The 22809-nt window shown below is 67.7% G+C and carries 23 protein-coding genes; 16 read left to right on the top strand and 7 right to left on the bottom strand.

Annotated elements, in window-relative coordinates:
- The first annotated feature begins 49 nt into the window (after positions 1-49).
- Genes pilW through der form a run of 7 tightly spaced genes read left to right on the top strand, consistent with a single transcriptional unit; the run spans position 50 to position 7549 of the window.
- Positions 50-778, top strand: coding sequence for a type IV pilus biogenesis/stability protein PilW (pilW, locus tag HALO32_RS04965; RefSeq protein ID WP_151442679.1), 729 nt, complete (start codon positions 50-52; stop codon positions 776-778).
- A gap of 48 nt (positions 779-826) precedes the next feature.
- On the top strand, positions 827-1810 hold the full coding sequence (locus HALO32_RS04960) for a RodZ domain-containing protein (RefSeq protein ID WP_151442678.1): 984 nt from the start codon (positions 827-829) through the stop codon (positions 1808-1810).
- Positions 1811-1820: 10 nt separating this feature from the next.
- Positions 1821-2936 carry a flavodoxin-dependent (E)-4-hydroxy-3-methylbut-2-enyl-diphosphate synthase gene (gene ispG, locus HALO32_RS04955; protein ID WP_151442677.1) on the top strand — a complete coding sequence of 372 codons (1116 nt, stop codon included), beginning with the start codon at positions 1821-1823 and terminating at the stop codon, positions 2934-2936.
- A gap of 39 nt (positions 2937-2975) precedes the next feature.
- Positions 2976-4304 (top strand): histidine--tRNA ligase, encoded by a 1329-nt coding sequence (hisS, locus tag HALO32_RS04950; RefSeq protein WP_267902490.1) that lies wholly within the window; start codon positions 2976-2978, stop codon positions 4302-4304.
- Positions 4305-4332: 28 nt separating this feature from the next.
- Positions 4333-4989 carry a YfgM family protein gene (locus tag HALO32_RS04945; protein ID WP_151442676.1) on the top strand — a complete coding sequence of 219 codons (657 nt, stop codon included), beginning with the start codon at positions 4333-4335 and terminating at the stop codon, positions 4987-4989.
- Entirely contained in the window at positions 4986-6146 is a 1161-nt protein-coding gene (bamB, locus tag HALO32_RS04940) for an outer membrane protein assembly factor BamB (protein ID WP_151442675.1), read from the top strand. The genes HALO32_RS04945 and bamB overlap by 4 nt, the downstream gene beginning before the upstream one ends.
- Positions 6143-7549, top strand: coding sequence for a ribosome biogenesis GTPase Der (der, locus tag HALO32_RS04935; RefSeq protein ID WP_151442674.1), 1407 nt, complete (start codon positions 6143-6145; stop codon positions 7547-7549). The genes bamB and der overlap by 4 nt, the downstream gene beginning before the upstream one ends.
- Before the next feature lie 45 nt (positions 7550-7594).
- On the opposite strand, the gene HALO32_RS04930 is transcribed toward der, so the two are convergent.
- Positions 7595-8461 (bottom strand): ATP-binding protein, encoded by an 867-nt coding sequence (locus HALO32_RS04930; RefSeq protein ID WP_151442673.1) that lies wholly within the window; start codon positions 8459-8461, stop codon positions 7595-7597.
- Positions 8462-8580: 119 nt separating this feature from the next.
- Between HALO32_RS04930 and HALO32_RS04925 the strand changes: the two genes are divergently transcribed.
- A complete protein-coding gene (locus tag HALO32_RS04925) occupies positions 8581-9375 on the top strand; it encodes a M48 family metallopeptidase (RefSeq protein WP_151442672.1) in 795 nt (264 codons plus the stop codon).
- Between the two features lie 17 nt (positions 9376-9392).
- A complete protein-coding gene (locus HALO32_RS04920) occupies positions 9393-9653 on the top strand; it encodes a hypothetical protein (RefSeq protein WP_151442671.1) in 261 nt (86 codons plus the stop codon).
- A gap of 74 nt (positions 9654-9727) precedes the next feature.
- Here HALO32_RS04920 and aroE read toward each other — a convergent pair whose 3' ends face one another.
- The 5 genes from aroE to HALO32_RS04895 are packed head-to-tail and all read right to left on the bottom strand — an operon-like array spanning position 9728 to position 14334.
- Complete coding sequence (aroE, locus tag HALO32_RS04915; protein ID WP_151442670.1) at positions 9728-10540, bottom strand: shikimate dehydrogenase; 813 nt, start codon at positions 10538-10540, stop codon at positions 9728-9730.
- On the bottom strand, positions 10537-11463 hold the full coding sequence (gene hemF, locus HALO32_RS04910; protein ID WP_151442669.1) for an oxygen-dependent coproporphyrinogen oxidase: 927 nt from the start codon (positions 11461-11463) through the stop codon (positions 10537-10539). Before hemF ends, aroE begins: the two co-directional genes overlap by 4 nt.
- A gap of 31 nt (positions 11464-11494) precedes the next feature.
- Positions 11495-12052: an L-threonylcarbamoyladenylate synthase gene (locus HALO32_RS04905; RefSeq protein WP_151442668.1), complete on the bottom strand. Its 558-nt coding sequence runs from the start codon at positions 12050-12052 to the stop codon at positions 11495-11497.
- Positions 12053-12109: 57 nt separating this feature from the next.
- Positions 12110-13210 carry a DNA-processing protein DprA gene (dprA, locus tag HALO32_RS04900; RefSeq protein ID WP_192576436.1) on the bottom strand — a complete coding sequence of 367 codons (1101 nt, stop codon included), beginning with the start codon at positions 13208-13210 and terminating at the stop codon, positions 12110-12112.
- A gap of 14 nt (positions 13211-13224) precedes the next feature.
- Positions 13225-14334: a LysM peptidoglycan-binding domain-containing protein gene (locus HALO32_RS04895; RefSeq protein ID WP_151442667.1), complete on the bottom strand. Its 1110-nt coding sequence runs from the start codon at positions 14332-14334 to the stop codon at positions 13225-13227.
- A gap of 170 nt (positions 14335-14504) precedes the next feature.
- Between HALO32_RS04895 and def the strand changes: the two genes are divergently transcribed.
- The 7 genes from def to HALO32_RS04860 all read left to right on the top strand — a co-directional run bounded on the left by def (position 14505) and on the right by HALO32_RS04860 (position 22009).
- Entirely contained in the window at positions 14505-15017 is a 513-nt protein-coding gene (gene def, locus HALO32_RS04890) for a peptide deformylase (protein WP_151442666.1), read from the top strand.
- Between the two features lie 107 nt (positions 15018-15124).
- A complete protein-coding gene (gene fmt / locus HALO32_RS04885; protein ID WP_151442665.1) occupies positions 15125-16114 on the top strand; it encodes a methionyl-tRNA formyltransferase in 990 nt (329 codons plus the stop codon).
- Positions 16111-17463 carry a 16S rRNA (cytosine(967)-C(5))-methyltransferase RsmB gene (rsmB, locus tag HALO32_RS04880; protein ID WP_151442664.1) on the top strand — a complete coding sequence of 451 codons (1353 nt, stop codon included), beginning with the start codon at positions 16111-16113 and terminating at the stop codon, positions 17461-17463. Before fmt ends, rsmB begins: the two co-directional genes overlap by 4 nt.
- A gap of 35 nt (positions 17464-17498) precedes the next feature.
- Positions 17499-17705, top strand: coding sequence for a dodecin (locus HALO32_RS04875; RefSeq protein ID WP_151442663.1), 207 nt, complete (start codon positions 17499-17501; stop codon positions 17703-17705).
- 115 nt (positions 17706-17820) lie between these two features.
- Positions 17821-19194 carry a Trk system potassium transporter TrkA gene (trkA, locus tag HALO32_RS04870; RefSeq protein WP_151442662.1) on the top strand — a complete coding sequence of 458 codons (1374 nt, stop codon included), beginning with the start codon at positions 17821-17823 and terminating at the stop codon, positions 19192-19194.
- A gap of 43 nt (positions 19195-19237) precedes the next feature.
- The gene (locus HALO32_RS04865; protein ID WP_151442661.1) at positions 19238-20686 is read left to right on the top strand and encodes a TrkH family potassium uptake protein; all 1449 of its coding nucleotides are present in this window, start codon (positions 19238-19240) and stop codon (positions 20684-20686) included.
- Between the two features lie 87 nt (positions 20687-20773).
- Positions 20774-22009 (top strand): TraB/GumN family protein, encoded by a 1236-nt coding sequence (locus tag HALO32_RS04860; RefSeq protein WP_151442660.1) that lies wholly within the window; start codon positions 20774-20776, stop codon positions 22007-22009.
- Here the strand turns inward: HALO32_RS04860 and HALO32_RS04855 are convergent, their stop codons facing one another.
- Positions 22010-22798, bottom strand: coding sequence for a tRNA-uridine aminocarboxypropyltransferase (locus HALO32_RS04855; RefSeq protein ID WP_151442659.1), 789 nt, complete (start codon positions 22796-22798; stop codon positions 22010-22012).
- Positions 22799-22809: the final 11 nt, after the last annotated feature.

The raw sequence follows: 22809 nt of genomic DNA, 5'->3' as shown, positions 1-22809 counted from the left end.
TCGAATGCCATTCGCGGCGACCGGTTCCGTGCCACCCGGAGAGGATGCCATGATTCGTCGCCCACGCATGACCGGCCTGAGGCAGATATCCGCCGCCACCATGCTGCTGGGCTCGTTGTGGCTCACCGGCTGCGCCACCCAGACCAATCTGCCGGGAGGCAACGGCAACGATGCGGCCGAGGCTTATACACGCCTCGGCGTCGCCTATCTCGAGCGCAACAATCTGTCGCGCGCCATGAATGCCCTTGATCGTGCCCTGGAGATCGACTCTCAGGATGCCGAGGCCCTGCAGGCCATGGCCATGGTCCATCAGCGGCAGGGCGAGGCCGAGCTGGCCGACGAGACCTTCCGGCGTGCCGTCGACGCCGACCCCTCGTTCACCCGGGCACGCAACAACTACGCTGCGTTCCTGTATGATCGTGGCCGCCTCACAGAAGCTTGCGAGCAGCTTGAGCAGGCCGCCCGCGACACCCAGTACGACAACCGGGGACAGCTGTTCGCCAACCTCGGCCAGTGCCGGTTCGAGATGGGCGACATCGAGGCCGCCCGCGAGAACCTGGCCCGCGCTCAGGCCATCGCCCCGCGCCGCTCGCGCAGTTATCTGCTGTTGGCCGAGCTCGAGTATGCCGAGGGCAACCTGGAGCGCGCCGAGCAGCAGCTCGAGACCTATATGCGCCTCGCAGGCCCCCGCACCGAGGCCCTGCGCCTGGCCCGCGATATTGCCCGGGAGCGCGGCGATTCGGCCACTGCCAGCTTCTACGCCGACCAGCTGGAGTGATCCCGTGCCGCGCCCTGACCACCGTTTTCTGACGAAGGATGCTCAGCCATGAGCGACACTCACACCGATGATGCCGCCGAAACCGCGTCATACCAGGCCTCGCCGGGCGAGATGCTGCGTCACGAGCGCGAGACCCAGGGCCTTGACCGCGAGGAGGTCGCCGCCGCCCTAAATCTTCGGCCGGCGGTGATCCGTAGCCTGGAAGAGGACAGCTACGAGGAAGTGCCGATCGCCACCTACCGGCGAGGCTACCTTCGCGCCTACGCCCACCTGCTGGGTATCGATGACACCCCGGTACTGGAGGCCTATCGCAGCCGCTTCGGTAGCGAGGATGCCGCCCAACGCAAGGTCACCCCGATCCAGATCACCCGGCCGCCGTCACATCTGGGTACCTGGTTGTTCCGCCTGATGACCGTGCTGGTATTGGCCGGCCTGATCGGCCTGACGCTGATGTGGTGGCAGAGCCGCGGCGGCAATGAGCCGCCGGACATCGGCCAGAGCGACCCGGTATCCGTCGATAGTCTCGACGGCTCCAGCATCATTACCGATACCACCAGCCCACCCCCCGAGGCCGATTCGGATAGGCTGCCACCGCTACCCGAAGAGGACATCGAAGCCGTGCCCGATACGGATATCGAGGCCGTCCCGGGCACAGAGACCACGGTCGACGAGGGGTCGCAGGAAGACAGCAGCCCCGCCACCACGGCCGATGAAGTCGATGCCGACCTCGCCGAAACGGCCGTCGAGCAGGACGCCGCCGAGGAAGAGCCGACCGCCCCGGAGCCCGACTCACGCCTGATCGAGCTGACCTTCAACGAGCAATCCTGGACCGAGATCTTTGACGCCAACAACGAGCGCATCTTCGTCGGCCTGCAGGAACCTGGCACCACAGCCAGCGTCGAAGGCGAACCGCCGTTCCGCATGACCGTGGGCAACGCTACCGGCGTCGAGCTGGTCTGGCAGGGCGAGCCTGTGGACCTCGAGGCCCGAGCCGGGGCCAACAACGTTGCCCGTTTTACCCTGGGAGAATGATTCCGTCGCCATGCACTCACAATCCCCCATCGTCCGTCGAAAGTCGCGCCAGATCCACGTCGGCAAGGTGCCGGTCGGGGGTGACGCCCCCATTTCCGTGCAGAGCATGACCAATACCGACACCCTGGACGTGAACGCCACCGTGGCCCAGATCCGCCAGCTCGAGGTCGCCGGCGCCGATATCGTCCGCGTCTCGGTTCCCGACATGGACGCCGCCGAGGCCTTCGGGCGCATTAAGCGCGAGGTCGAGGTCCCGCTGGTCGCCGACATTCACTTCGACTACAAGATCGCCCTGCGCGTCGCCGAGCTCGGCGTCGACTGTCTGCGCATCAATCCCGGCAACATCGGCAAGGAAGATCGCGTCCGCGCCGTGGTCTCGGCCGCTCGCGACAACGGCATCCCGATCCGCATCGGCGTCAACGCCGGCTCGCTGGAGAAGGACCTGCAGAAGAAGTACGGCGAGCCCACGCCCGCGGCTCTGGTCGAGTCGGCCATGCGCCATATCGACCACCTCGACCGCCTGGATTTCCCCGACTTCAAGGTCAGCGTCAAGGCCTCCGACGTCTTCATGGCCGTGGCCGCCTACCGCGAGCTGGCCACACGCATCGAGCAGCCGCTGCATCTGGGCATCACCGAGGCCGGCGGCCTGCGCTCCGGCACCGTCAAGTCGTCGATCGGGCTCGGCATGCTGCTGATGGACGGCATCGGCGACACCATCCGCGTGTCGCTGGCCGCCGATCCGGTCGAGGAGATCAAGGTCGGCTACGATATGCTCAAGAGCCTGCGCCTGCGCAGCAAGGGCATCAACTTCATCGCCTGTCCGAGCTGCTCGCGCCAGAACTTCGACGTCATCGGCACCATGAACGCCCTCGAGGAGCGCCTGGAAGACGTCATGACACCGCTGGACGTCTCGGTGATCGGCTGCGTGGTGAACGGCCCGGGCGAGGCCAAGGAGAGCGATATCGGCCTCACCGGCGGCAGCCCCGCCAACCTCGTCTACATCGATGGCAAGCCGGCGAGCAAGCTGCGTAACGACCACCTGGTGGACGATCTGGAGCGGCTGATCCGCGACAAGGTTCGCGAAAAGCAGCAGGCCGAACAGGATGTCATCGCCCGGGACGCCTGATCCCTGAACGGCGTCCGGCGAGCAGACAAGGAGCAAGCATTGAGCAAGTCCCGATCCAGTCAGAATGAACCCAGCAAGAAGAAGATCCAGGCCATCCGTGGCATGAACGACCTGCTGCCGGACCAGTCCCCGCAGTGGCAGTACGTCGAAGGCAAGGTCCGTGATCTCATGGGTCGTTATGGCTATGCCGAGATTCGTACGCCCATCGTCGAGCAGACCGCGCTGTTCAAGCGCTCCATCGGCGAAGTCACCGACATCGTCGAGAAGGAGATGTACACCTTCGAGGACCGCAACGGCGACAGCCTGACCCTGCGCCCCGAGGGCACGGCAAGCTGCGTACGCGCCGCCATGGAGCACGGTCTGCTGCACAACCAGACCCAGCGTCTCTGGTACCAGGGCCCCATGTTCCGCCACGAGCGCCCCCAGAAGGGTCGCTACCGCCAGTTTCATCAGGTCGGCGTGGAGGCCTTCGGTCTCGAGGGACCGGACATCGACGTCGAGACGATCCTGCTCTCGGCCCGCCTGTGGAAGGCCCTGGGCCTGTACGAGCATGTCACCCTGGAGCTCAACTCCCTGGGCTCCGCCGAGGCACGTGCCGCCTACCGCGACACCCTGGTGGCCTATTTCGAGCAGCACCATGCCCTGCTCGACGAGGATTCACGCCGGCGCCTGGGCAGCAACCCGATGCGCATCCTCGACTCCAAGAATCCCGACATGGCCGAGATGCTCGACGCCGCGCCGCGGCTGATGGACCACCTCGACGACGCCTCCCGCGAGCACTTCGAGCGGCTCTGCGCCATGCTCGATACCGCCGGTATCGACTATGTGATCAACCCGCGACTGGTGCGCGGCCTCGACTACTACGGCCGCACCGTCTTCGAGTGGACGACCACGGCACTGGGTAGCCAGGGCACGGTGTGTGCCGGCGGCCGCTATGACGGTCTCGTGGAGCAGCTCGGCGGCAAGCCGACCCCGGCGGTGGGCTTTGCCCTGGGCATCGAGCGGCTGGTGCTCCTGCTCGAGACCCTGGAACTCATGCCGGATAACGCCCGCGGTGAGCTGGACGCCTACCTGCTCCCCATGGACGAGTCGGCGACCGCCGCTGCCCTGCTCCTCGGCGAGCGCCTTCGGGAGACCCTTCCCGAGCTGCGCGCCCAGGTGCACTGCGGAGGAGGAAGCTTCAAGAGCCGCATGAAGAAGGCCGACCGCAGCGGCGCTCGCCTGGCCCTGCTGCTTGGCGAGGACGAGCTGGCAGAGGGCAGCGTGACCCTGAAGTTCCTCCGTGACGAACGCGAGCAACAGCGTCTCTCCCAGGCAGAGCTCGCCGACACCCTGACATCCCTGCTGGAAGGCGAATCCTTCGCCTGACGGACATCTGTATCAGAGGAGACCGCCCGTGGCGGAGCTGAAAACCGAGGAAGAACAGCTTGAGGCCATCAAGCGATGGTGGAAGGAGAACGGTACCTCGCTGATCGCCGGCGTGGTCATCGCCGGGGCCGGCGTGTTCGGCTGGAACGCCTGGCAGGACTATCAGGCGGGCAAGGCCGAGGCCGCCTCCATGCGCTATCAGCAGCTGCTAGACCTCACCGGCCGGGACGAACTGGGTGAGCAGGCCCGACAGCGCGTCACCGAGCTGGTCAGCGAGATCACCGACGAGCATGGCAAGACCCTCTATGCCGACCTGGCGCGGCTGCTCGATGCCCGCCTGGCCGTCGATGGGGGCAATCGGGGGCAGGCTCAGGCCGCCCTGGAGGCAGTGATCGATGGCAGCGAACGCGACTACATCACCGGCCTGGCTCGGCTACGCCTGGCCCGCCTGCAGCTTGCCGAGGGCAGCCCCGAGACGGCGCTGGCCACCCTGGAGGGCGTACCCGAGGCCCTGGCGGCCCAGCGCGCCGAGGTGAGGGGCGACGCCCAACATGCCCTGGGCCGGCCTGACCGAGCTCGTGAGGCCTGGCGCAATGCCCTGACGCTAGCCGATGAACGTGACCAGCCGCTGTACGGCGTCCAGCTCAAGCTGGATGACCTCGGTGTAGAGGAAGCCACCCTATGAGATCGACTCTGAGACCGACACTGCTGATTGCCGCCACCACCGCCCTGGCTCTGCTGGCCGGCTGTGCCGGCAAGGCCGAGCCCGAGTACCCCCCGCGTGAGCTGCAGTCCCTGGACGCCACCACCGAGGTAACGACGCTGTGGCGAGAGCGCGTCGGCAAGGGGCTGGGAGAGACCGGCTACCCGGTGGCGCCGGCCCAGGAGGGTGACACTGTCTTCGCCGCCGACGGCCGTGGCCTGGTGGAGGCGCTGGATGCCGACAGCGGTGAGACTCGCTGGACGGTGGAGCTCGATACGCCGGTTTCCAGTGCTCTTACGGCCGTGGCCGGCAGCCTCTTCATGGCGACTCGCAACGGCGAGGTGCTCTCCCTGGACCAGGCCGACGGCGAGGTCCAGTGGCGCGCGCGGGTGACCAGCGAGGTGCTGGCCGCGCCCCAGGCCAACCAGCAGCTGCTGGTGGTGCAGGCCGTCGATGGCCGCGTCACCGCCCTGGACCGCCAGAGCGGCGACGAGCGCTGGGTCTACACTGGCCCGCGCCCCTCGCTGACCCTGCGCGGCACCGGCACGCCCACGGTGATCGACCCGGTCACCTTCGCCGGCTTCGCCAACGGCCGCCTGGTAACGCTGGACAACCGCAGCGGCCAGCCGCTCTGGGAGCGTCGTATTGCCATCCCCCAGGGGCGCAGCGAGATCGACCGGCTGGTCGACCTGGCCGGCCAGCCGGTCCTCACCCAGGACGGCCGGCTCTTCGTCACCAGCTACAACGGCCGCCTGGCCGCCCTCGATGCTCGCTCAGGCGAGATGCAGTGGTCACGGGAGCTTTCCAGCTACCATACTCCGATCCTGGTGGGGGACCTTCTTTTCGTGGTCGACGAGGCCAGCCACGTCGTCGCCGTGGATGCCGGGTCCGGCAACGAGATCTGGCGCAACGAGGCCCTCGAGGGGCGCTCGCTCACTGCGCCGGCCTTCGCCACCGACCACCTGGTGGTGGGCGACGCCGAAGGCTACCTGCACCTGATCGATCCCCGCGAGGGCGAGATCGTCGGGCGCGACCGCGTCGACGGTTCGGGGATCGGCGTGCGCCCGCTCACCGATGGCCGCCGCATCTATGCGCTGGCCAATGACGGCACCCTGGAAGCCCTGGAGCTTCGTCCATGACCTCACCGGTGATCGCCCTGGTCGGCCGCCCCAACGTCGGCAAGTCGACGCTGTTCAACCGCCTGACCCGCTCACGGGACGCCCTGGTGGCGGACTTCCCGGGGCTGACACGCGACCGCAAGTACGGCAACGGCATGCTCGGTGACAAGGCCTACACCGTGATCGATACCGGCGGCATCAGCGGTGACGAGGAGGGCATCGATGCCGCCATGGCCGAGCAGTCGCTGGTGGCCATCGACGAGGCGGACATCGTGCTGTTCATGGTCGACGCCCGCGCCGGTCTCAACGTCGCCGACGAGGCCATCGCCAACCACCTGCGGGTCAACCAGAAGAAGACCTGGCTGGTGGTCAACAAGGTCGACGGCCTGGAAGAGCACAGCGCCATGGCCGACTTCTGGCAGCTGGGGCTTGGCGACCCGCAGCCCGTCGCCGCGGCCCATGGTCGCAACGTCACCGCGCTGATCGAGGAAGTGCTCGAGCCCTTCCCCGCCCGCGACGAGAGCATCCCCGCGGACACCGGCACCAAGGGCATCCGTATCGGCGTGATCGGCCGCCCCAACGTCGGCAAGTCGACCCTGGTCAACCGCCTGCTCGGCGAGGAGCGGGTGGTGGTCTTCGACGAGGCCGGCACGACCCGTGACGCCATCGAGATCCCCTTCGAAAGGCGCGGCAAGCCCTATGTGCTGGTGGATACCGCCGGCGTCAGGCGCCGCAAGAACGTCCGCGAGGTGACCGAGAAGTTCTCGATCATCAAGACCCTGGAAGCGATCAAGGCGTGTCACGTCGCCATCGTCGTGCTGGATGCCCGCAGCGGGCTGGTGGAGCAGGACCTTCATCTGCTGGACTACGTGCTGACCAGCGGGCGCGCGCTGGTGCTGGCGGTCAACAAGTGGGATGGCCTGGAGCAAGAGGCCAAGGAGTCGATGCGCGCCGAGATCAAGCGCCGCCTGGGTTTCGCCGACTATGCCGACCTGCACTTTGTCTCGGCGCTGCACGGCACCGGGGTGGGCGACCTCTATCCGTCGCTGGAGCGCGCCTTCGCTTCGGCCAACGCCCACTGGTCCACCAACCGCCTGACCACCATCCTCCAGGATGCCGTGGAGGCTCACCAGCCGCCCCTGGTACACGGGCGACGCATCAAGCTGCGCATGGCTCACCAGGGCGGCAGCAATCCACCGATCGTCGTGGTCCACGGCAACCAGACCGGCTCGCTGCCGGAAGCCTACAAGCGCTACCTGACCAACACCTTCCGCAAGGTGCTCAAGGTCCGCGGCACGCCCATGCGCTTCGAGTTCCGCTCGGGAGAGAACCCCTACGATCAGCTGGCCGGCGCCAGCGACCGGGAGAAGGCCAAGAAGCGTGAGCTGGGCCGCACCAAGGAAGCGCGCAAGAGCCGCCGCTAGGAGACTTGAACCACTCTCGGGGCTACCCCGACGATAGACGTCCTCCTAGGTTCCATGCAGGCGACGCTTGCCCACCCATTGGGTGGCGAACTGCCAGGCCCCGCGCCCGCTGCGACCACCGCGCAGGGTGGCGAAGCGGATCGCCTCGGCCCGTGCCTCGGCATTCCAGTCCTCGCGATGCCCCAGCTGGGTGACCCAGTGACAGCAGGCCTCCAGGTAGACATCCTGGTTGAAGGGGTGGAACCCCAGCCACAGGCCGAAGCGGTCGGAGAGCGAGATCTTCTCCTCCACGGCATCGCCGTGATGGAGTTCGTCGCCCACCAGTCGCGAGTCCTCGTTGTCGCTCATCGACTCCGGCAGCAGATGACGGCGGTTCGAGGTGGCATAAAGCAGCACATTGGGCGGCGGGCCGGTCAGGGCCCCGTCCAGCACGCTCTTCAGCGCCTTGTAGGCATCGTCGTGGCCCTCGAAGGAAAGATCATCGCAGTAGACGACGAAGCGCTGGCGCTGGTGGCGCAGCTGCTCCACCAGCATCGGCAGCGCCGAGAGGTCATGGCGATCGACCTGCACCAGGCGTAGCCCTTCGTCGCACAGACTGTTGAGCAGGGCGCGGATCAATGACGACTTGCCACTACCTCGCGAGCCCCACAGCAGGGCGTGGTTGGCCGGATGGCCCTGGAGGAAGGCACGGGTGTTGTCGACCAGCGCCAGCTTCTGGCGCTCGATACCCAGCAGGTCATCGAGCGACAGGGCGTCCCGTGGCGGGACCGGCAGCAAGCGCCCGCCGAGGGCGTGGCGCTGCCAGAGGGCGGCGACATCCCGCTCCCAATCCACCTCCACCGGCGGTGGCGGCAGCCAGTGTTCGACGTGATCCAGCAGCTTGAGCAAACGACGCGTCAGCTCGGCATCCATGGCGTCCTCCTCCCGGGTTGCATTTTCCGCGGTTGACCTTACCGGCGTTCGAGGTATCTTGTGGCGAACCTCGCCCTCCGTCCAGTGTCTCAATATTCTGGAACCAAAAGGAGTTATCCATGCGCTGGACCCATCTGCTCGCCGTTGGCGCCTTGAGCGCCAGCCTCGCCGCCTGCACCACGTCGCCCACCGGGCGCTCGCAGCTCACCCTGATGTCGGACGAGCAGCTCGACCAGATGGGGGCCCAGGCCTTCGCCCAGTACCAGCAGGAGCTGCCGACGGTCGGCGGTGCACCGCTGCGCTATGTGCAGTGCGTCACCGGAGCCGTGGTCCGCGCCCTACCCGAGCGAGAACGCAACCAGAACTGGCAGGTCAAGGTCTTCCAGTCCGAGCAGGCCAACGCCTTCGCCCTGCCCGGCGGCTATGTGGGCATCAACACCGGCCTGCTCAATGTCGCCCAGAACCAGGACCAGCTCGCTGCAGTGATCGGCCACGAGATCGCCCACGTGCTGGCCCGCCATGCCAACGAGCGCGCCTCCACCCAGAGCGCCACCCAGTTGGGCCTGTCGGTAATCTCCTCCGCCTCGGGCATGCAGGGCGCCGGGGGTGAGACCATGATGGCGGCGCTGGGCATGGGCGCCCAGTACGGCATCATGCTGCCCTTCTCGCGACGCCACGAGAGCGAAGCCGACACCCTGGGCCTTTACCTGATGGCCGAGGCCGGCTTCGACCCGCGAGCCAGCATCGCGCTGTGGAACAACATGGAGGGCGGTGCCCGACCGCCGGCCTGGGCCTCTACCCACCCGAGCCACGGTCAGCGCATCGGCGGCCTGGAAGCGTCCATGGGCGAGGCCATGTCCCGCTATGAGCGGGCCCGCAACGCCGGCCGTACACCCAACTGCCCGCGCCCCTGAAGGAACGCTCGACTCGCATGCTGAAGATCGGATTGCTGCTGCTGATTCTGCCCATCCTGTTGCTGATGGGCGCCTATTTCATGGAACTGAGTGACGTGCGGGAGTGCCTGCTCATCCAGGAGGGGCACTGGGACTACCGCTCGGGCGTCTGCCGCGAGACCGCCCAGCCCTTCGTGCCCTGGATCGACCGCCACCCCTGGCTGGTCAACGGCGGCATGCTGACCTCGGTGGCCGGCGTGGCGCTCTGCATGGTGGGGCTCTACGTCAAGAGACGCTGAGCGGGCAAGCCCGGTGCGCTGTCGCTTACCGGGCCCACGCCTGCCCCGGCGCCCCGGAAGTCAATCGCTTTCACTTAAAGCACCTGCCTTAGCTTCTCCAGCACCGGGGCGGTGTCGGGGTGCCTGCCGCGCCACTGGAAGAACGACTCCGCCGCCTGCTCCACCAGCATGCCAAGGCCATCCACGATGTGAGCGCCACGCTCGGCGGCCCAGCGCAGGAAGACCGTGGGCTCGGCGCCGTACATCATGTCGTAGGCGGAGGCATCCGGGGCCAGGAGGTTATCGGGCAGCGGCGGCAGGTCGCCCGCCAGACTCGCGCTGGTACCGTTGATCACCAGGTCATAGGCCCCTTCCACCGCATCGAAGCCGCCGCCGACGATCTCGCCCAGGTCGCGGAAGTCGGCGGCCAGGGCCTCGGCCTTGGCTGCGGTACGATTGGCCACCCGCAGGCCCGCCGGCTCCTCGGCCAGCAGCGGCTCCAGAACGCCACGCACCGCCCCCCCGGCGCCCAGCACCAGAATCCGTGCCCCGGTCAGTTCCACGCCATGACGCTTGAGGTCACGCACCAGGCCGACCCCGTCGGTGGTATCGCCGTATGTCAGACCGTTGCTCCCCAGGACCAGGGTGTTGACCGCCCCGGCCCGACGCGCGCGTTCGCTGAGGGTATCGCAGAGATGAAATGCATCCTCCTTGAAGGGCACGGTGACATTGGCCCCGCGACCGCCCTCGGCCACGAAGCGCCGCCAGGCGCCGGCGAAGTCATCCAGCGGCGCCTCGATCGCGACGTACTCGATGTCATCACCGGCCTGGTCGGCGAAGGCGGCGTGGATGGCCGGCGACTTCGAGTGGCCGACCGGGTGGCCGAAGACGCAGTAGCGATCGGTCATGAGTGGGTCTCCTCTTCTCCCAGCCAGTCGCGGGGACGAAGATAATCGTTATATAGCCGCGCCTCGGGGCTGCCCGGCTCGGGGTGCCAGTCATACTCCCAGCGCGCCAGGGGCGGCAGCGACATCAGGATCGATTCGGTGCGCCCGCCGCTCTGCAGCCCGAACAGGGTGCCGCGGTCCCACACCAGGTTGAACTCCACGTAGCGCCCGCGACGATAGAGCTGGAAGTCGCGCTCATGCTCGCTCCAGGGCGTGTCGCGACGGCGACGCACAATGGGCAGGTAGGCCTCGAGGAAGGCGTCGCCCACGGCACGCTGGAAGGCGAAGCACTGCGCGAAGCCGCCCTCGTTGAGGTCGTCGAAGAAGAGCCCCCCGACGCCGCGGGTCTCGTCGCGATGCTTCAGGTAGAAGTAGTCGTCGCACCAGGCCTTGTAGCGGGGGTAGACGTCATCGCCGAAGGGAGCGCAGGCCTCGCGCGCCACCCGGTGCCAGTGCACCACGTCCTCGTGCACCGGGTAATAAGGGGTCAGGTCGAAGCCGCCGCCGAACCACCATACCGGGGGCTCGCCCGCCTTCTCGGCGATGATGAAGCGCACGTTGCCATGGCTGGTGGGCACATGGGGGTTCTCGGGGTGCAGTACCCAGGAGACCCCCACCGCATGGAAGCTGCGCCCGACGAGTTCCGGCCGCGCCGCGGTGGCCGAGGGCGGCAGGCGCTCGCCGAACACGTGGGAGAAGTTCACGCCGCCCTTCTCGAAGAGCCGGCCGTGCTCGATCACCCGTGAGCGACCGCCGCCGCCCTCCGGCCGGTCCCAGGCATCCTCGCGGAAGCGGCCGCCATCCTCGGCGGCCAGGGCCGCACAGAGGCGCTCCTGGAGGTCGAGCAGGTAGCTCTTGACGTCATCGAGATTGGCGTGGGCCAAAGGGGCCTCCTGGGCTGAAAGAGGGGATGCTTCAGGAACGCAGCACCCGGCCAGTAACCAGGTCGCGGATGGTACTCGGGCGTTCGAGGCCGCCCAGTGGGCCGTCCAGAACGGCATCGAGCTCATCGCCGAAGGCGGCCCTGACCTGCTCGGCACTCATCGCCGGCGGCTCGCCTGCGCGGTTGGCCGAGGTCGAGACCACCGGCCCGCCGAAGGCCTCGCACAGCGCCACGACCAGCGGATGGTCACTGACCCGCAGTGCCACCCGGTCATGGTCACCACGGACCAGGGCGCGCGAGCGGCCGTTGTCGGGCACCAGCCAAGTCTGGGGGCCCGGCCAGCTGGCCGCCAGGGAGGCCTGCTGGTCGGCGGGCAGCCCCTCCAGCCAGGGAGCGAACTGGCCGATGTTCGCCGCCACCAGGATCACACCCTTGGCCGGTTCGCGTGCCTTGAGGTGCAGCAGGCGGGTCAGGGCCGCGTCGTCGTCGGGGTCGCACCCCAGCCCCCAGACGGCCTCGGTGGGATAGGCGATCACGCCCCCCGCATGCAGTGCCGCGACGGCCTCATCAAGAGCACGGGCCTCGATCATGGGTCTCCTCGCCTTGCCTCGACATGCCGGATGAACGGCTTCAGGGAGCGTATGCTATCATGCTCCCGACCGGGTCGGCAGGCGCACCCAGCCACCGGCAGCCTGTGCCACGGCGCCTTCCAGCTCCAGTTCGAGCAGGCCGCGCTGGCAAGCGGCGACGTCGCGTCCGGTCAATGCCACCAGGGCATCCACCGGTGTGGGGGTGTCGCTCAGCCAGCGCAGTAGCGAGTCTTCTCGCCCCTCGGCCGGCCCCGGCGTCGAAACAGCCAGGGCGGGGGCCCTGGCTACGGCCCACTGGCTGAGTTCGGCCAGAATGTCATCCAGCTCGCGGACCAGCACGGCGCCGTCGCGGATGAGCTGCAGACAGCCCCGCGCCATGGGGTTATGGATCGAGCCGGGCAGCGCGAAGACCTCGCGGTTCTGCTCGAGGGCCAAGCGGGCACTGACCAGCGAGCCGCTGCGCTCGGCGGCCTCCACCACCAGCACCCCCAGCGAGAGGCCGGTAACGATGCGATTGCGTCGCGGAAAGAAGCCGGCCCGCGCCGGAGTGCCGGGAGGATGCTCGGAGAGCAGCAGTCCGCCGGGCTCCTGCAGGCGCCGATAGAGGCGATGGTGTCGGGGTGGGTAGATGACATCCACCCCACAGCCGAGTACCGCCACGCTTGTCCCGCCGGCATCGAGTGCCGCCTGCTGGGCGGCGGCATCGATGCCCAGCGCCATGCCACTGACCACGCACCAGCCCCGTCCGGCCAGTTCACGGGCGAAGCCTGCCGCATTGGTGAGCCCCTCGCGGGTCGGCCGCCGCGAGCCAACCATGGCCAGCCGCGGGGGACCGAGGGCCCCGAGGTCACCCAGCGCCCAGAGCACCGGCGGAGGATCGGCAATCTGCCCGAGAATTCGCGGCCAGACCGGGTGGTCGGGGTGGATCAGGTGCCTGCCTGGCTCGGCACCGAGCCAGGCCTCGTCGGCGGAGAGCTCGGCGGAGAGCGGGCTGCGGGCGGGATGGTCGAGCCACAAACGAAGGGCCATGGCCGCCTCGCGCGGCAGCAGGGCCAGCCAGCCTTCCGGCCAGTCGGGACGCGCCGCCACCAGCTCGGCCAGGCGCGCGGCCCCCATGCCGGGCAACCGGGCGAGAGCCAGCCATTCCCGCGCCTGCACCGTGGCGCCCCGCCCTAGCGCAGCGCCGTATCCAGCAGACGCTGCGGGCTGTGGATGCGATCACCTACGGAGAGGGTGCGACTGGCCTGCATCACCAGGCCGTAGCTCATCTTCTCGTAGGGCCGGAAGACCATCACCAGGCCGGCGTCCTCGCCGGGCAGGCGCAGCGCCTCGCCGGTGCGCGGGTCATCGACCAGCTCGCCACGCTGCTCTACCATCAGCACGTGGCCCGCCTTCAGACCGTCGCGGCGACCGCGGTCGAGTGCCACCACCTGCAGGCGGCCGATGAAGCGCACGCCACCGGGCACCGCCAGGATGCGCCCCTCGACTTCCCGGTCGGGGGCACGGGGCAGGAACTCGGTGACCAGCTGGCGATCCTCGAGCGGCAGCACGATATCGTCGTTTCGCACTTCCTGGTTGGAGGAGGTCACCTCCAACACCGCGATCTCGTCCTCCTGACGCAGGCGGCGCGCCTGGCCGACGCTCTCCAGCTCCAGGCCTAGCGACTCACCGCTGGCACTGTCGACGTAGTGCTCACCCACGCGATAGATACCGAAGCGACCGCCACCCTCGACGCGGCCTCGGGCATAGAAACGGTCGCCGCCACCGCTGACCAGACGGCCATCATCCCCGGCGATCACATAGGCCAACTCGTCCAGCGCCTCGGCATCGTCGACGACGCGATGCTGTTGCAGGAAGTGACGCACGGCATCCAGGGGAATCGGCTCGATGGCCTCGCGGTGCGGGGTGGTGCGGACCTCAGGCGACAGCCGGACCATGCCCTGGCCACGCTCGAGGCCGAGACAGGGGCGACCGTTGCAGTCATAGAGATAGACGACGTCGCCGGGATAGATCAGGTGCGGGTTCTCGATCTGCGGGTTGACCTGCCAGACCTCGGGCCACTGCCAGGGGTGCTGCAGGAATCGGCCGGAGATATCCCAGAGCGTATCCCCCTTTACCACCGTATAGCGATCCGGGGCACCGCCCTTCAAGCCGTCCTCCCATGAAGGCCCCTGGGCCAGGGCCAAGGTAGCGACAAGGCCCAGGGCCCCGCCCACCAGCAGGGTACCGAGCCACCCCTTCACCCGCTGGCACCACCCCGCTGCGCATCCTGTCTGTCTCATCCCTGCTCTCCCCCGCGTTGCTGGCCTCACGCCTGGCGCCATGGAACGACGACGACGTAGTATAGTCTGATACTATCGATGTGATGCACGCTCGTCGGTTTCGTCCCCGGGCGCGTACTTATAGAATAGTGTCATCTTGTAAATGACAGCATAACGGTGATTCCAACGCCATGGCCAAATTACCCATCCTCGAATTTCCCGACGAGCGGCTGCGCACCATCGCGAAGCCAGTCGAGGCGGTAGACGACGAGGTTCGCCGGCTGGTCGACGACATGCTCGAGACCATGTACGACGCGAGCGGCATCGGACTGGCCGCCACCCAGGTGGATGTCCATCGCCGGGTCATCGTCATGGATGTCAGCGATAACCAGTCGAGCCCTCTGGTGCTGATCAATCCGGAATTCACGCCCGTCGGTGATGAACGTGAGCCGATGCAGGAGGGCTGCCTGTCGATACCCGAGTACTATGCCGATGTCCCCCGCGCCCTGAAGGTACACCTCAAGGCCCTGGATCGTAACGGTCAGCCCTACGAACTGGAGGCAGAGGGCCTGCTCGCCCACTGCATCCAGCACGAGTACGATCACCTGGAGGGGGTGCTGTTCGTCGACTATCTCTCCACCCTCAAGCGCGATCGGGTGATGAAGAAGATGCAGAAGCGTCACCGGCAGATGCAGCCCGCCTGAATCCCTGGACCTCGCGAGCAATCGTTTCACGTTAGCAGGCCGGTCTTAGTCGTTTCCGACCACCTCCGTTATCATGAGGGGCATCGCCCACTGGCAAGGCCCTGAACATGTCACGACCCCTGCGCCTCATCTTCGCCGGCACCCCCGACTTCGCCGCCGAGAGCCTGGCGGCACTGCTGGCGAGCCGCCACGATGTCGTCGCCGTCTACACCCAGCCTGACCGGCCCTCCGGCCGCGGCCGCAAGCTGACACCGAGTCCCGTGAAGGCCCTCGCGCAGGAACAGGGGCTGCCGATCTGCCAGCCGGTATCCCTGAAGGTGCCCGAGCGTCAGGCCGAACTGGCAAGCCATGAAGCCGATATCATGGTGGTGGTGGCCTACGGACTGATCCTGCCCCGTGCCGTGCTGGAGATCCCCCCGCTGGGTTGTCTCAACGTGCACGCTTCACTGCTGCCGCGCTGGCGCGGTGCCGCTCCCATCCAGCGGGCCATCGAGGCCGGCGACGAGGAGAGCGGCGTGACCATCATGCAGATGGACGCCGGTCTCGACACCGGCGACATGCTGCTGATCAGGCGCACCCCGATCTCCGCCACCACCACCGCGGGCGAACTCCACGACAGGCTGGCAAGCCTCGGCGGAGAAGCTATCGTCGAGGCCCTGGATGCCCTGTCCGACGAGGGGCTCGACGCCACTCCCCAGCCCGAGGCGGGAGTCACTTACGCCGCCAAGCTCTCCAAGGCCGAGGCGGAGCTGGACTTCACCCGCCCGGCCGCCGAGCTTGCGGCCCGAATCCGTGCCTTCAATCCCTGGCCGGTGGCCTGGTGCGCCCTGGGGAACGACCGCCTGCGCCTGCTCATGGCACGAGCGGCCTCGATCGCCCCGGGCGAGGCCCCGATGCCACCCGGCACACTGCTCGCCCACGGCGCCGATGCCCTGCGCATCGCCTGCGGTGAGGCCGGTGACCAGGTGCTGGAGGTGACCCGCGCCCAGCTGCCCGGCGGCAAGCCCTTGGCGGTGAGCGAACTGCTCAAGGCCCGGGCCGAACGCCTGGCCCCAGGCATCCGACTGGGGCACACCGATGAGGAGGCCACAGCATGAGCCAGGAAACCAGCGCGCCCCGCTCCCGGGAAGGCAGTCGCGACAACGGTATGGCCGTGCGAGCCGCCGCGGCCCGCGCCCTGGCCCCGGTAATCACCGGCAAGGGCTCGCTCACCGGCCTCGACGACCATCAGGTGGTCGCCCGTGATCGAGCGCTGTTCAAGGCGCTCTGCTACGGCACCTGCCGCACCCTGCCGCGCCTCGAGGCGCTGGCCGGAAAGCTGCTGGACAAGCCGTTCAAGGCCCGCGATGCCGACATCCAGGCCCTGTTGCTGCTCGGCATCTATCAGCTCCTCTACCTGCGCATCCCGGCCCACGCGGCGGTGGGCGAAACCGCTGGCGCTGCCCGTCTGCTGGGCAAGGAGTGGGCCACCCGGGTGCTCAACGGCTGTCTGCGTCGCCTGCAGCGCGAGAGCGCGGAAATGCAGGCCGAGGTTGACCGCGACTCGGCCGTGGCACTGCTGCATCCACCATGGTGGCTCGAGACCCTGCGCCAGGCCTGGCCCAACGACTGGCGCGCCATCTGCGAGGCCAACAACACATCGGGGCCCATGACGCTGCGTATCAACCGCCGCCATGGCGATCGCGAGGCCTACCTGAACCGTCTTATCGCCGCCGGCCTTGAGGGCCGGCTGTGTTCCCATGCCCCGGAGGGCATCACCCTCGAGGCCCCGGTCGATGTCCATGCCCTGCCTGGCTTCTCCGAGGGACATGCCAGTGTCCAGGACGAGTCGGCCCAGCTATCCGCCATGCTGCTTGGCCCGGCGCTGGCGCCACGCCCCGGCGCACGGGTACTGGACGCCTGCTGCGCACCCGGCGGCAAGACCGCCCACCTGCTGGAACTGTTCGACATCGACCTGCAGGCCATCGACAGCGATGCCGCACGCCTGGCTCGGGTCGAGGACACCCTGACGCGGCTGGGCCTTGCCGCCACCCTCGCCGAGGGTGACGCCACCACCCTCGACTGGTGGGACGGCACGCCCTTCGACGCCATCCTGCTCGATGCCCCCTGTTCAGGCAGCGGCGTGATCCGCCGTCATCCCGACATCAAGCGGTTGCGCCGGCCTTCGGATATCCCGAAGCTGACCGAGCTCCAGGCCCGGCTGCTCGACAACCTGTGGCCGCTGCTGCGTCCCGGCGGTACCCTGCTCTATGCCACCTGTTCGGTGCTGCCCGAGGAGAATGCCGAGCAGATCGAGCGCTTCCTGTCCCGCAAGCCGGATGCGGTGGCGAGCACCCTGGCCGGCATGGCCTGGGGCCGTCCCTCGGGTGCCGGGCGGCAATTACTGCCGCAACCCGACAGCCACGATGGCTTCTTCTATGCCAGACTGGAGAAGCGTCCCGCCTGATGGCGGGCTTTTCATTCCAAGACGCTGGAGGTCCCATGAGCCACCACACCTACAAGCACATCGAACTGACCGGCTCCTCGGAGAAGAGCATCGAGGAGGCCATCCAGAGCGCCCTGACCAAGGCCAACGATAGCCTGCACAACATGCGCTGGTTCGAGGTCACGGAGACACGCGGCCACATCGAGGACGGGCAGGTCTCCCACTGGCAGGTCACCATCAAGGTCGGGTTCACCCTGGACTGATACCCCGACCTGTTCTTCTCATGGCGGCTGGTTTAGGCTTGTATCGTCATGTTGCGGCGCACAAGGTGCGCCGCCCTCGACCCCTGCGGTCTGACCAGAGCGGACAGTAACGACCATGAAGATCATCATCCTCGGCGCCGGCCAGGTCGGCGGTACCCTGGCCGAGCACCTGGCCCGGGAGGAGAACGACATCACGGTGGTGGACACCGACGGCGAGCGCCTGCGCGAGCTGCATACCCGTCTGGATATCCGCACGGTCGTCGGGGCCGGCTCCTACCCCATGGTGCTGCGCCAGGCCGGCTGCGAAGACGCCGACATGTTGATCGCGGTGACCAACACCGACGAGGTCAACATGGTTGCCTGTCAGGTGGCCCACACCCTGTTCCGCACGCCGACCAAGATCGCCCGGGTACGCGCCACCGCCTACCTGACCCGCAAGGGGCTGTTCGCCCATGAGGCGGTGCCCATCGACGTGCTGATCAGCCCCGAGCAGGTGGTCACCGACCATATCCGCCGGCTGATCGAACACCCCGGCGCCCTCCAGGTGCTGGAATTCGCCGGCGGCCTGGTGCAGCTGGTGGCGGTGAAGGCCTTCTACGGCGGCCCGCTGGTGGGCCAGGAGCTGGGCTTCCTGCGTCGCCACATGCCCAGCGTGGACACCCGGGTCGCCGCCATCTACCGCCGCAACCGGCCGATCATCCCGCGCGGCGATACCGTGATCGAGGCCGACGACGAGGTCTTCTTCATCGCCGCCCGTCGCGACATCCGCGCGGTAATGAGCGAGCTGCGGCGCCTCGACCGCGACTTCCGCCGGATAATGATTGCCGGTGGGGGTAATATCGGCGAGCGACTCGCCGAACACCTCGAGCACAGCCACCAGGTCAAGATCATCGAGCACAGCCTCGAGCGCTGCACCCAGCTCTCCGAACGCCTCGACCGCACCGTGGTGCTGCACGGCAGCGCCACCGCCAAGCGGCTGCTGGAGGAGGAGAACATCGAGGACTGCGACATCTTCTGCGCACTGACCAACGACGACGAGGTCAACATCATGTCGTCGATGCTGGCCAAGCGCATGGGCGCCAAGAAGGTGTTGACGCTGATCAACAACGCCGCCTATGTCGACCTGGTGCAGGGGGGCGAGATCGACATCGCCATCTCCCCCCAGCAGGCCACCATCGGCAGCCTGCTGACCCATGTGCGGCGCGGCGACATCGTCAACGTCCATTCGCTGCGCCGCGGCGCGGCCGAGGCCATCGAGGCCATCGCCCACGGCGACACCCAGTCCTCCAAGGTGGTGGGGCGCGCCATCGGCGAGATCGACCTGCCCCAGGGCACCACCATCGGCGCCGTGGTGCGCGGCAAGGAGGTGCTGATCGCCCATGACAACGTCGTGGTGGAGTCCGGCGACCACGTCATCCTGTTCGTGATCGACAAGCGTCGGCTGCGCGACGTGGAGCGGCTCTTCCAGGTCGGGCTGACATTCTTCTGATGCCCAGGCGCGTGACCACCGGCGACCCGAGGAGAGCCTCCCGATGAGCCTGCGCATGATCCTGCGCATCCTGGGCCTGTTGCTGATGATGTTCAGCATGACCATGGTGCCACCGATCCTGATCTCGTTGCTGTTTGCCGACGGCATGTGGCAGGCCTTTGCGGTCGCCATCGGCATCACCGTGGCCACCGGAGCAGTGATGTACCTGCCCAACCGCCACGCCCGCAAGGAGCTGCGCACACGCGACGGCTTCCTGATCGCCGCGCTGTTCTGGAGCGTGCTGGGACTGTTCGGCTCGCTGCCGCTGATGCTCACTGGCGCCACGGCCCTGAGTCCGACCGACGCCGTTTTCGAGTCCTTCTCGGGCCTGACCACCACCGGCGCCACGGTGATCACCGGCATCGACTTCCTGCCCAAGGCGGTCCTCTACTACCGCCAGCAGCTGCAATGGCTAGGCGGCATGGGGATCGTGGTACTGGCCGTCGCCATCCTGCCGACCCTGGGCGTCGGGGGCATGGCCCTCTACCGCACCGAGATCCCGGGCCCGCTGAAGGACTCCAAACTGACCCCGCGCATCACCGAGACGGCCAAGGCACTCTGGTACATCTACGCCTCGCTGACCATTGCCTGCATGCTGGCCTACATGGCGGCCGGCATGGACTGGTTCGATGCCCTGGGGCACAGCTTCTCCACCGTGGCCATCGGTGGCTTCTCCACCCACGATGCCAGCATCGGCTATTTCGACAGCGCCGCCATCGAGCTGATCTGCACCGGCTTCCTGGTGATCTCGGCCTTCAGCTTCAGCCTGCACTTCGTTGCCTGGAGACAGCGCAGCCTGCTGCACTACTTCCAGGACCCGGAAGCACGCTTCCTGATGCTCTTCCTGCTCGGCCTGACCGTGATCACGGTGCTCTCGCTCTGGCTGACCGACACCTACGGCACCGAGCTGGGGCTGCGTCACGGCCTGTTCGAGGTGGTCTCGGTGGCCACCACCGCCGGCTTCGCCGTGGCGGACTTCTCCACCTGGCCCGGCGCCCTGCCCTTCCTGCTGTTCGTTGCGGCCTTTGTCGGCGGCTGCTCGGGCTCCACCGGCGGCGGCATGAAGGTGATCCGCATCATCCTGATCCTCAAGCAGGGCATGCGTGAGGTGACGCGCCTGATCCACCCCAATGCCGTGATCACGGTGAAGATCGGCAAGGTCAGCGTGCCGGACGGCATCGCCCAGGCGGTGTGGGGTTTCTTCTCTGCCTACGTGATGCTGTTCTTCCTGATGCTGGTGGGCGTGATGGCCACCGGGGTCGACCAGGTTACCGCCTGGTCCACGGTGGGCTCGGCACTCAACAACCTGGGCCCGGCGCTGGGCGAAGCCTCCGCCCATTACGGCAACCTGCCGGACCTGGCCAAATGGATTCTGGTGATCGCCATGCTGCTCGGTCGCCTGGAGATCTTCACCGTGCTGGTGCTGTTTACCCCGGCCTTCTGGCGCAAGTAGCAAAGCCGATGCAAGCCTCGCGGCGAGTTTGGCGCGACGGCGGGCTTCGTGGATAATCGCCTTTTCACTCCTACAGCCCGAGCGTCCATGACTGACTCCCAGGACTCCGTGATCACCGCCCGCCAGGGCGACACTACCAGCGGCCCGCGCCGGGTCGTTCAGGTTGGTGAGACCCGCTACACCCTGCTGGGCACGGCCCATGTCTCCGCCGAGAGCGCCGCAGACGTGCGCGCCTTGATCCGTTCCGGCGAGTTCGACGCCGTGGCCATCGAGCTGTGCGACTCGCGTCATCACAGCCTCACCAACCCCGATGCCATGGGCGAACAGGACCTGTTCCAGATCTTCCGCCAGGGCAAGGCCGGCATGGTGGCCGCCAGCCTGGCGCTGGGGGCCTTCCAGCAGCGCGTGGCCGAGCAATCGGGCATCGAGCCCGGGGCGGAGATGCGCGCCGCCCTGGAGGAGAGCCGCGATGCCAGCCTGCCGCTACTGCTGATCGACCGCGACGTGGGCATCACCCTCAAGCGCATCTATCACAACGTGCCCTGGTGGCAGCGCTTCTCGCTGTTCTCGGGGCTACTCGGCAGCGTACTGTCTCGCCAGCAGGTCTCCGCCGAGGAGATCGAACGGCTCAAGGAGGGGGACGTCCTGGAGTCTACCTTCAGCGAATTCGCCGCCGAGTCGAAGTCCCTCTACCTACCACTGATCAGTGAACGCGACCGCTACATGACACTGCGCCTGGCCGAGGACGCCGGCCCGGGACGCTATCGTCACGTGCTGGTGGTGATCGGCGCCGGCCACATGAAGGGCATCGCCGAGCAACTGGAGCAGCCGTTGCCCCCCGACCCCGTCGCGGAGCGCCAGGCCCTGGAAGCCACCCCGCCGCCATCGCGGCTCTGGCGGGCGTTGCCCTGGCTCGTCACGTTACTGGTGCTGACCGGTTTCGCCATCGGCTTTTCGCGCAACACCGAGTTGGGCTGGCAGCTGGTGGGGGAGTGGTTCCTGATCAACGGCGTGCTCTCCGGCGCGGCTACCCTGGCAGCCCTCGCCCACCCGGTCACGGTAGCGGCGACCTTCTTCGCCGCCCCGCTCACGTCGCTCAATCCCACCATCGGCGCCGGCTTCGTTGCCGCCGGGGTGGAGCTGTGGATGCGCAAGCCCAAGGTGCGGGACTTCTCGACCCTGCGTCACGACGTCACCGAGCTCAAGGGCTGGTGGCGCAACCGGGTCTCGCGCACCCTGCTGGTCTTCCTGACCGCCACCCTGGGCTCCGCGGCCGGCACCTGGATCGCCGGCTTTCGCATCGCCGGGGCCCTGTTCGGCTGATCAGGCCTCTCTTTCGCCTTCCCGGCGCGCCAGCAGGCGCCGCATCGCCGCCGTCGGTGCCTCGATCTTCTCGTGCCGCCGGCTGGCGGCGTAACTGTCGTTGAAGGCATCGAAGTAGTCATCGAGCAGCTCGGCCGCCTCGCCGTCTCCGGCCTGGCGCAAAAGCTCAATGGCCACCTCGGCAGTGCAAAGGTGCTCGGCCGAGGCCGGCTTGCGCAACCGATAGCGGGTCAGCCGCGGCGTGGCCAGTGGCAGCACCGGTAGCCGGTCGAGATAGGGGCTCTTGCGGAAGATTCGCCGTGCCTGCCGCCAGGTCCCGTCGAGGATGATAAAGACCGGGGTCCTGTTCCCCTCTTTTGCCGCCGTCACCGCCTCCATGTCCACCACCCTATCGGCATAGTCCGGCTGGTCGTCGGGGAAGATCACGAAGGGTGCGTAGCGCTCGTCCACGAGCAGCGCCAGCAGCCGCTCGTCGGGCACCGTGCGATACCAGGTGAAGACCTCGGTGTCGGACAGGAGGTCAACGATGAGCCGCCCGGTGTTGGTCGGCTTGTAATGCTCGAGGGGGTGGGTGAGCAACCACACCTTTGCCTCGCTCTCGGCGGTGACCCGATAGGGGCACAGGCAGTTGAGCACCGGCAGGTTGCAGCCCTCGCAGCGGGAGACGAAACTGCCTCGGGCCTTGAACTCGCGGCGCGGTGGCCGAGGATGACCGGTCGCGGGGTCACTGGAAAGACCGGTGGCGGGATCGCGATCGATGACAGCGTCGTGGAAGGTGTCGTCCTGCATGTGGGGCATGG

The organism is Halomonas lysinitropha (assembly GCF_902500215.1).
GTDB classification, from domain to species: Bacteria; Pseudomonadota; Gammaproteobacteria; order Pseudomonadales; family Halomonadaceae; genus Halomonas; species Halomonas lysinitropha.
The sequence above is the reverse complement of the archived record's forward strand: the minus strand, read 5'-3'. Positions and strand labels throughout refer to the sequence as shown.

Excerpts from the sequence above, each read along its gene's own strand:
- HALO32_RS04925 (WP_151442672.1), top strand. The coding sequence starts at position 8,581 with ATGCGCTGGACCCATCTGCTCGCCGTTGGCGCCTTGAGCGCCAGCCTC.
- HALO32_RS04855 (WP_151442659.1), bottom strand. The coding sequence starts at position 22,798 with ATGCAGGACGACACCTTCCACGACGCTGTCATCGATCGCGATCCCGCC.
- der (WP_151442674.1), top strand. The coding sequence starts at position 6,143 with ATGACCTCACCGGTGATCGCCCTGGTCGGCCGCCCCAACGTCGGCAAG.
- HALO32_RS04905 (WP_151442668.1), bottom strand. The coding sequence starts at position 12,052 with ATGATCGAGGCCCGTGCTCTTGATGAGGCCGTCGCGGCACTGCATGCG.
- bamB (WP_151442675.1), top strand. The coding sequence starts at position 4,986 with ATGAGATCGACTCTGAGACCGACACTGCTGATTGCCGCCACCACCGCC.
- HALO32_RS04875 (WP_151442663.1), top strand. The coding sequence starts at position 17,499 with ATGAGCCACCACACCTACAAGCACATCGAACTGACCGGCTCCTCGGAG.
- HALO32_RS04920 (WP_151442671.1), top strand. The coding sequence starts at position 9,393 with ATGCTGAAGATCGGATTGCTGCTGCTGATTCTGCCCATCCTGTTGCTG.
- rsmB (WP_151442664.1), top strand. The coding sequence starts at position 16,111 with ATGAGCCAGGAAACCAGCGCGCCCCGCTCCCGGGAAGGCAGTCGCGAC.
- def (WP_151442666.1), top strand. The coding sequence starts at position 14,505 with ATGGCCAAATTACCCATCCTCGAATTTCCCGACGAGCGGCTGCGCACC.
- HALO32_RS04930 (WP_151442673.1), bottom strand. The coding sequence starts at position 8,461 with ATGGATGCCGAGCTGACGCGTCGTTTGCTCAAGCTGCTGGATCACGTC.
- ispG (WP_151442677.1), top strand. The coding sequence starts at position 1,821 with ATGCACTCACAATCCCCCATCGTCCGTCGAAAGTCGCGCCAGATCCAC.
- aroE (WP_151442670.1), bottom strand. The coding sequence starts at position 10,540 with ATGACCGATCGCTACTGCGTCTTCGGCCACCCGGTCGGCCACTCGAAG.
- HALO32_RS04895 (WP_151442667.1), bottom strand. The coding sequence starts at position 14,334 with ATGAGACAGACAGGATGCGCAGCGGGGTGGTGCCAGCGGGTGAAGGGG.
- fmt (WP_151442665.1), top strand. The coding sequence starts at position 15,125 with ATGTCACGACCCCTGCGCCTCATCTTCGCCGGCACCCCCGACTTCGCC.
- HALO32_RS04865 (WP_151442661.1), top strand. The coding sequence starts at position 19,238 with ATGAGCCTGCGCATGATCCTGCGCATCCTGGGCCTGTTGCTGATGATG.
- trkA (WP_151442662.1), top strand. The coding sequence starts at position 17,821 with ATGAAGATCATCATCCTCGGCGCCGGCCAGGTCGGCGGTACCCTGGCC.
- HALO32_RS04860 (WP_151442660.1), top strand. The coding sequence starts at position 20,774 with ATGACTGACTCCCAGGACTCCGTGATCACCGCCCGCCAGGGCGACACT.
- pilW (WP_151442679.1), top strand. The coding sequence starts at position 50 with ATGATTCGTCGCCCACGCATGACCGGCCTGAGGCAGATATCCGCCGCC.
- HALO32_RS04960 (WP_151442678.1), top strand. The coding sequence starts at position 827 with ATGAGCGACACTCACACCGATGATGCCGCCGAAACCGCGTCATACCAG.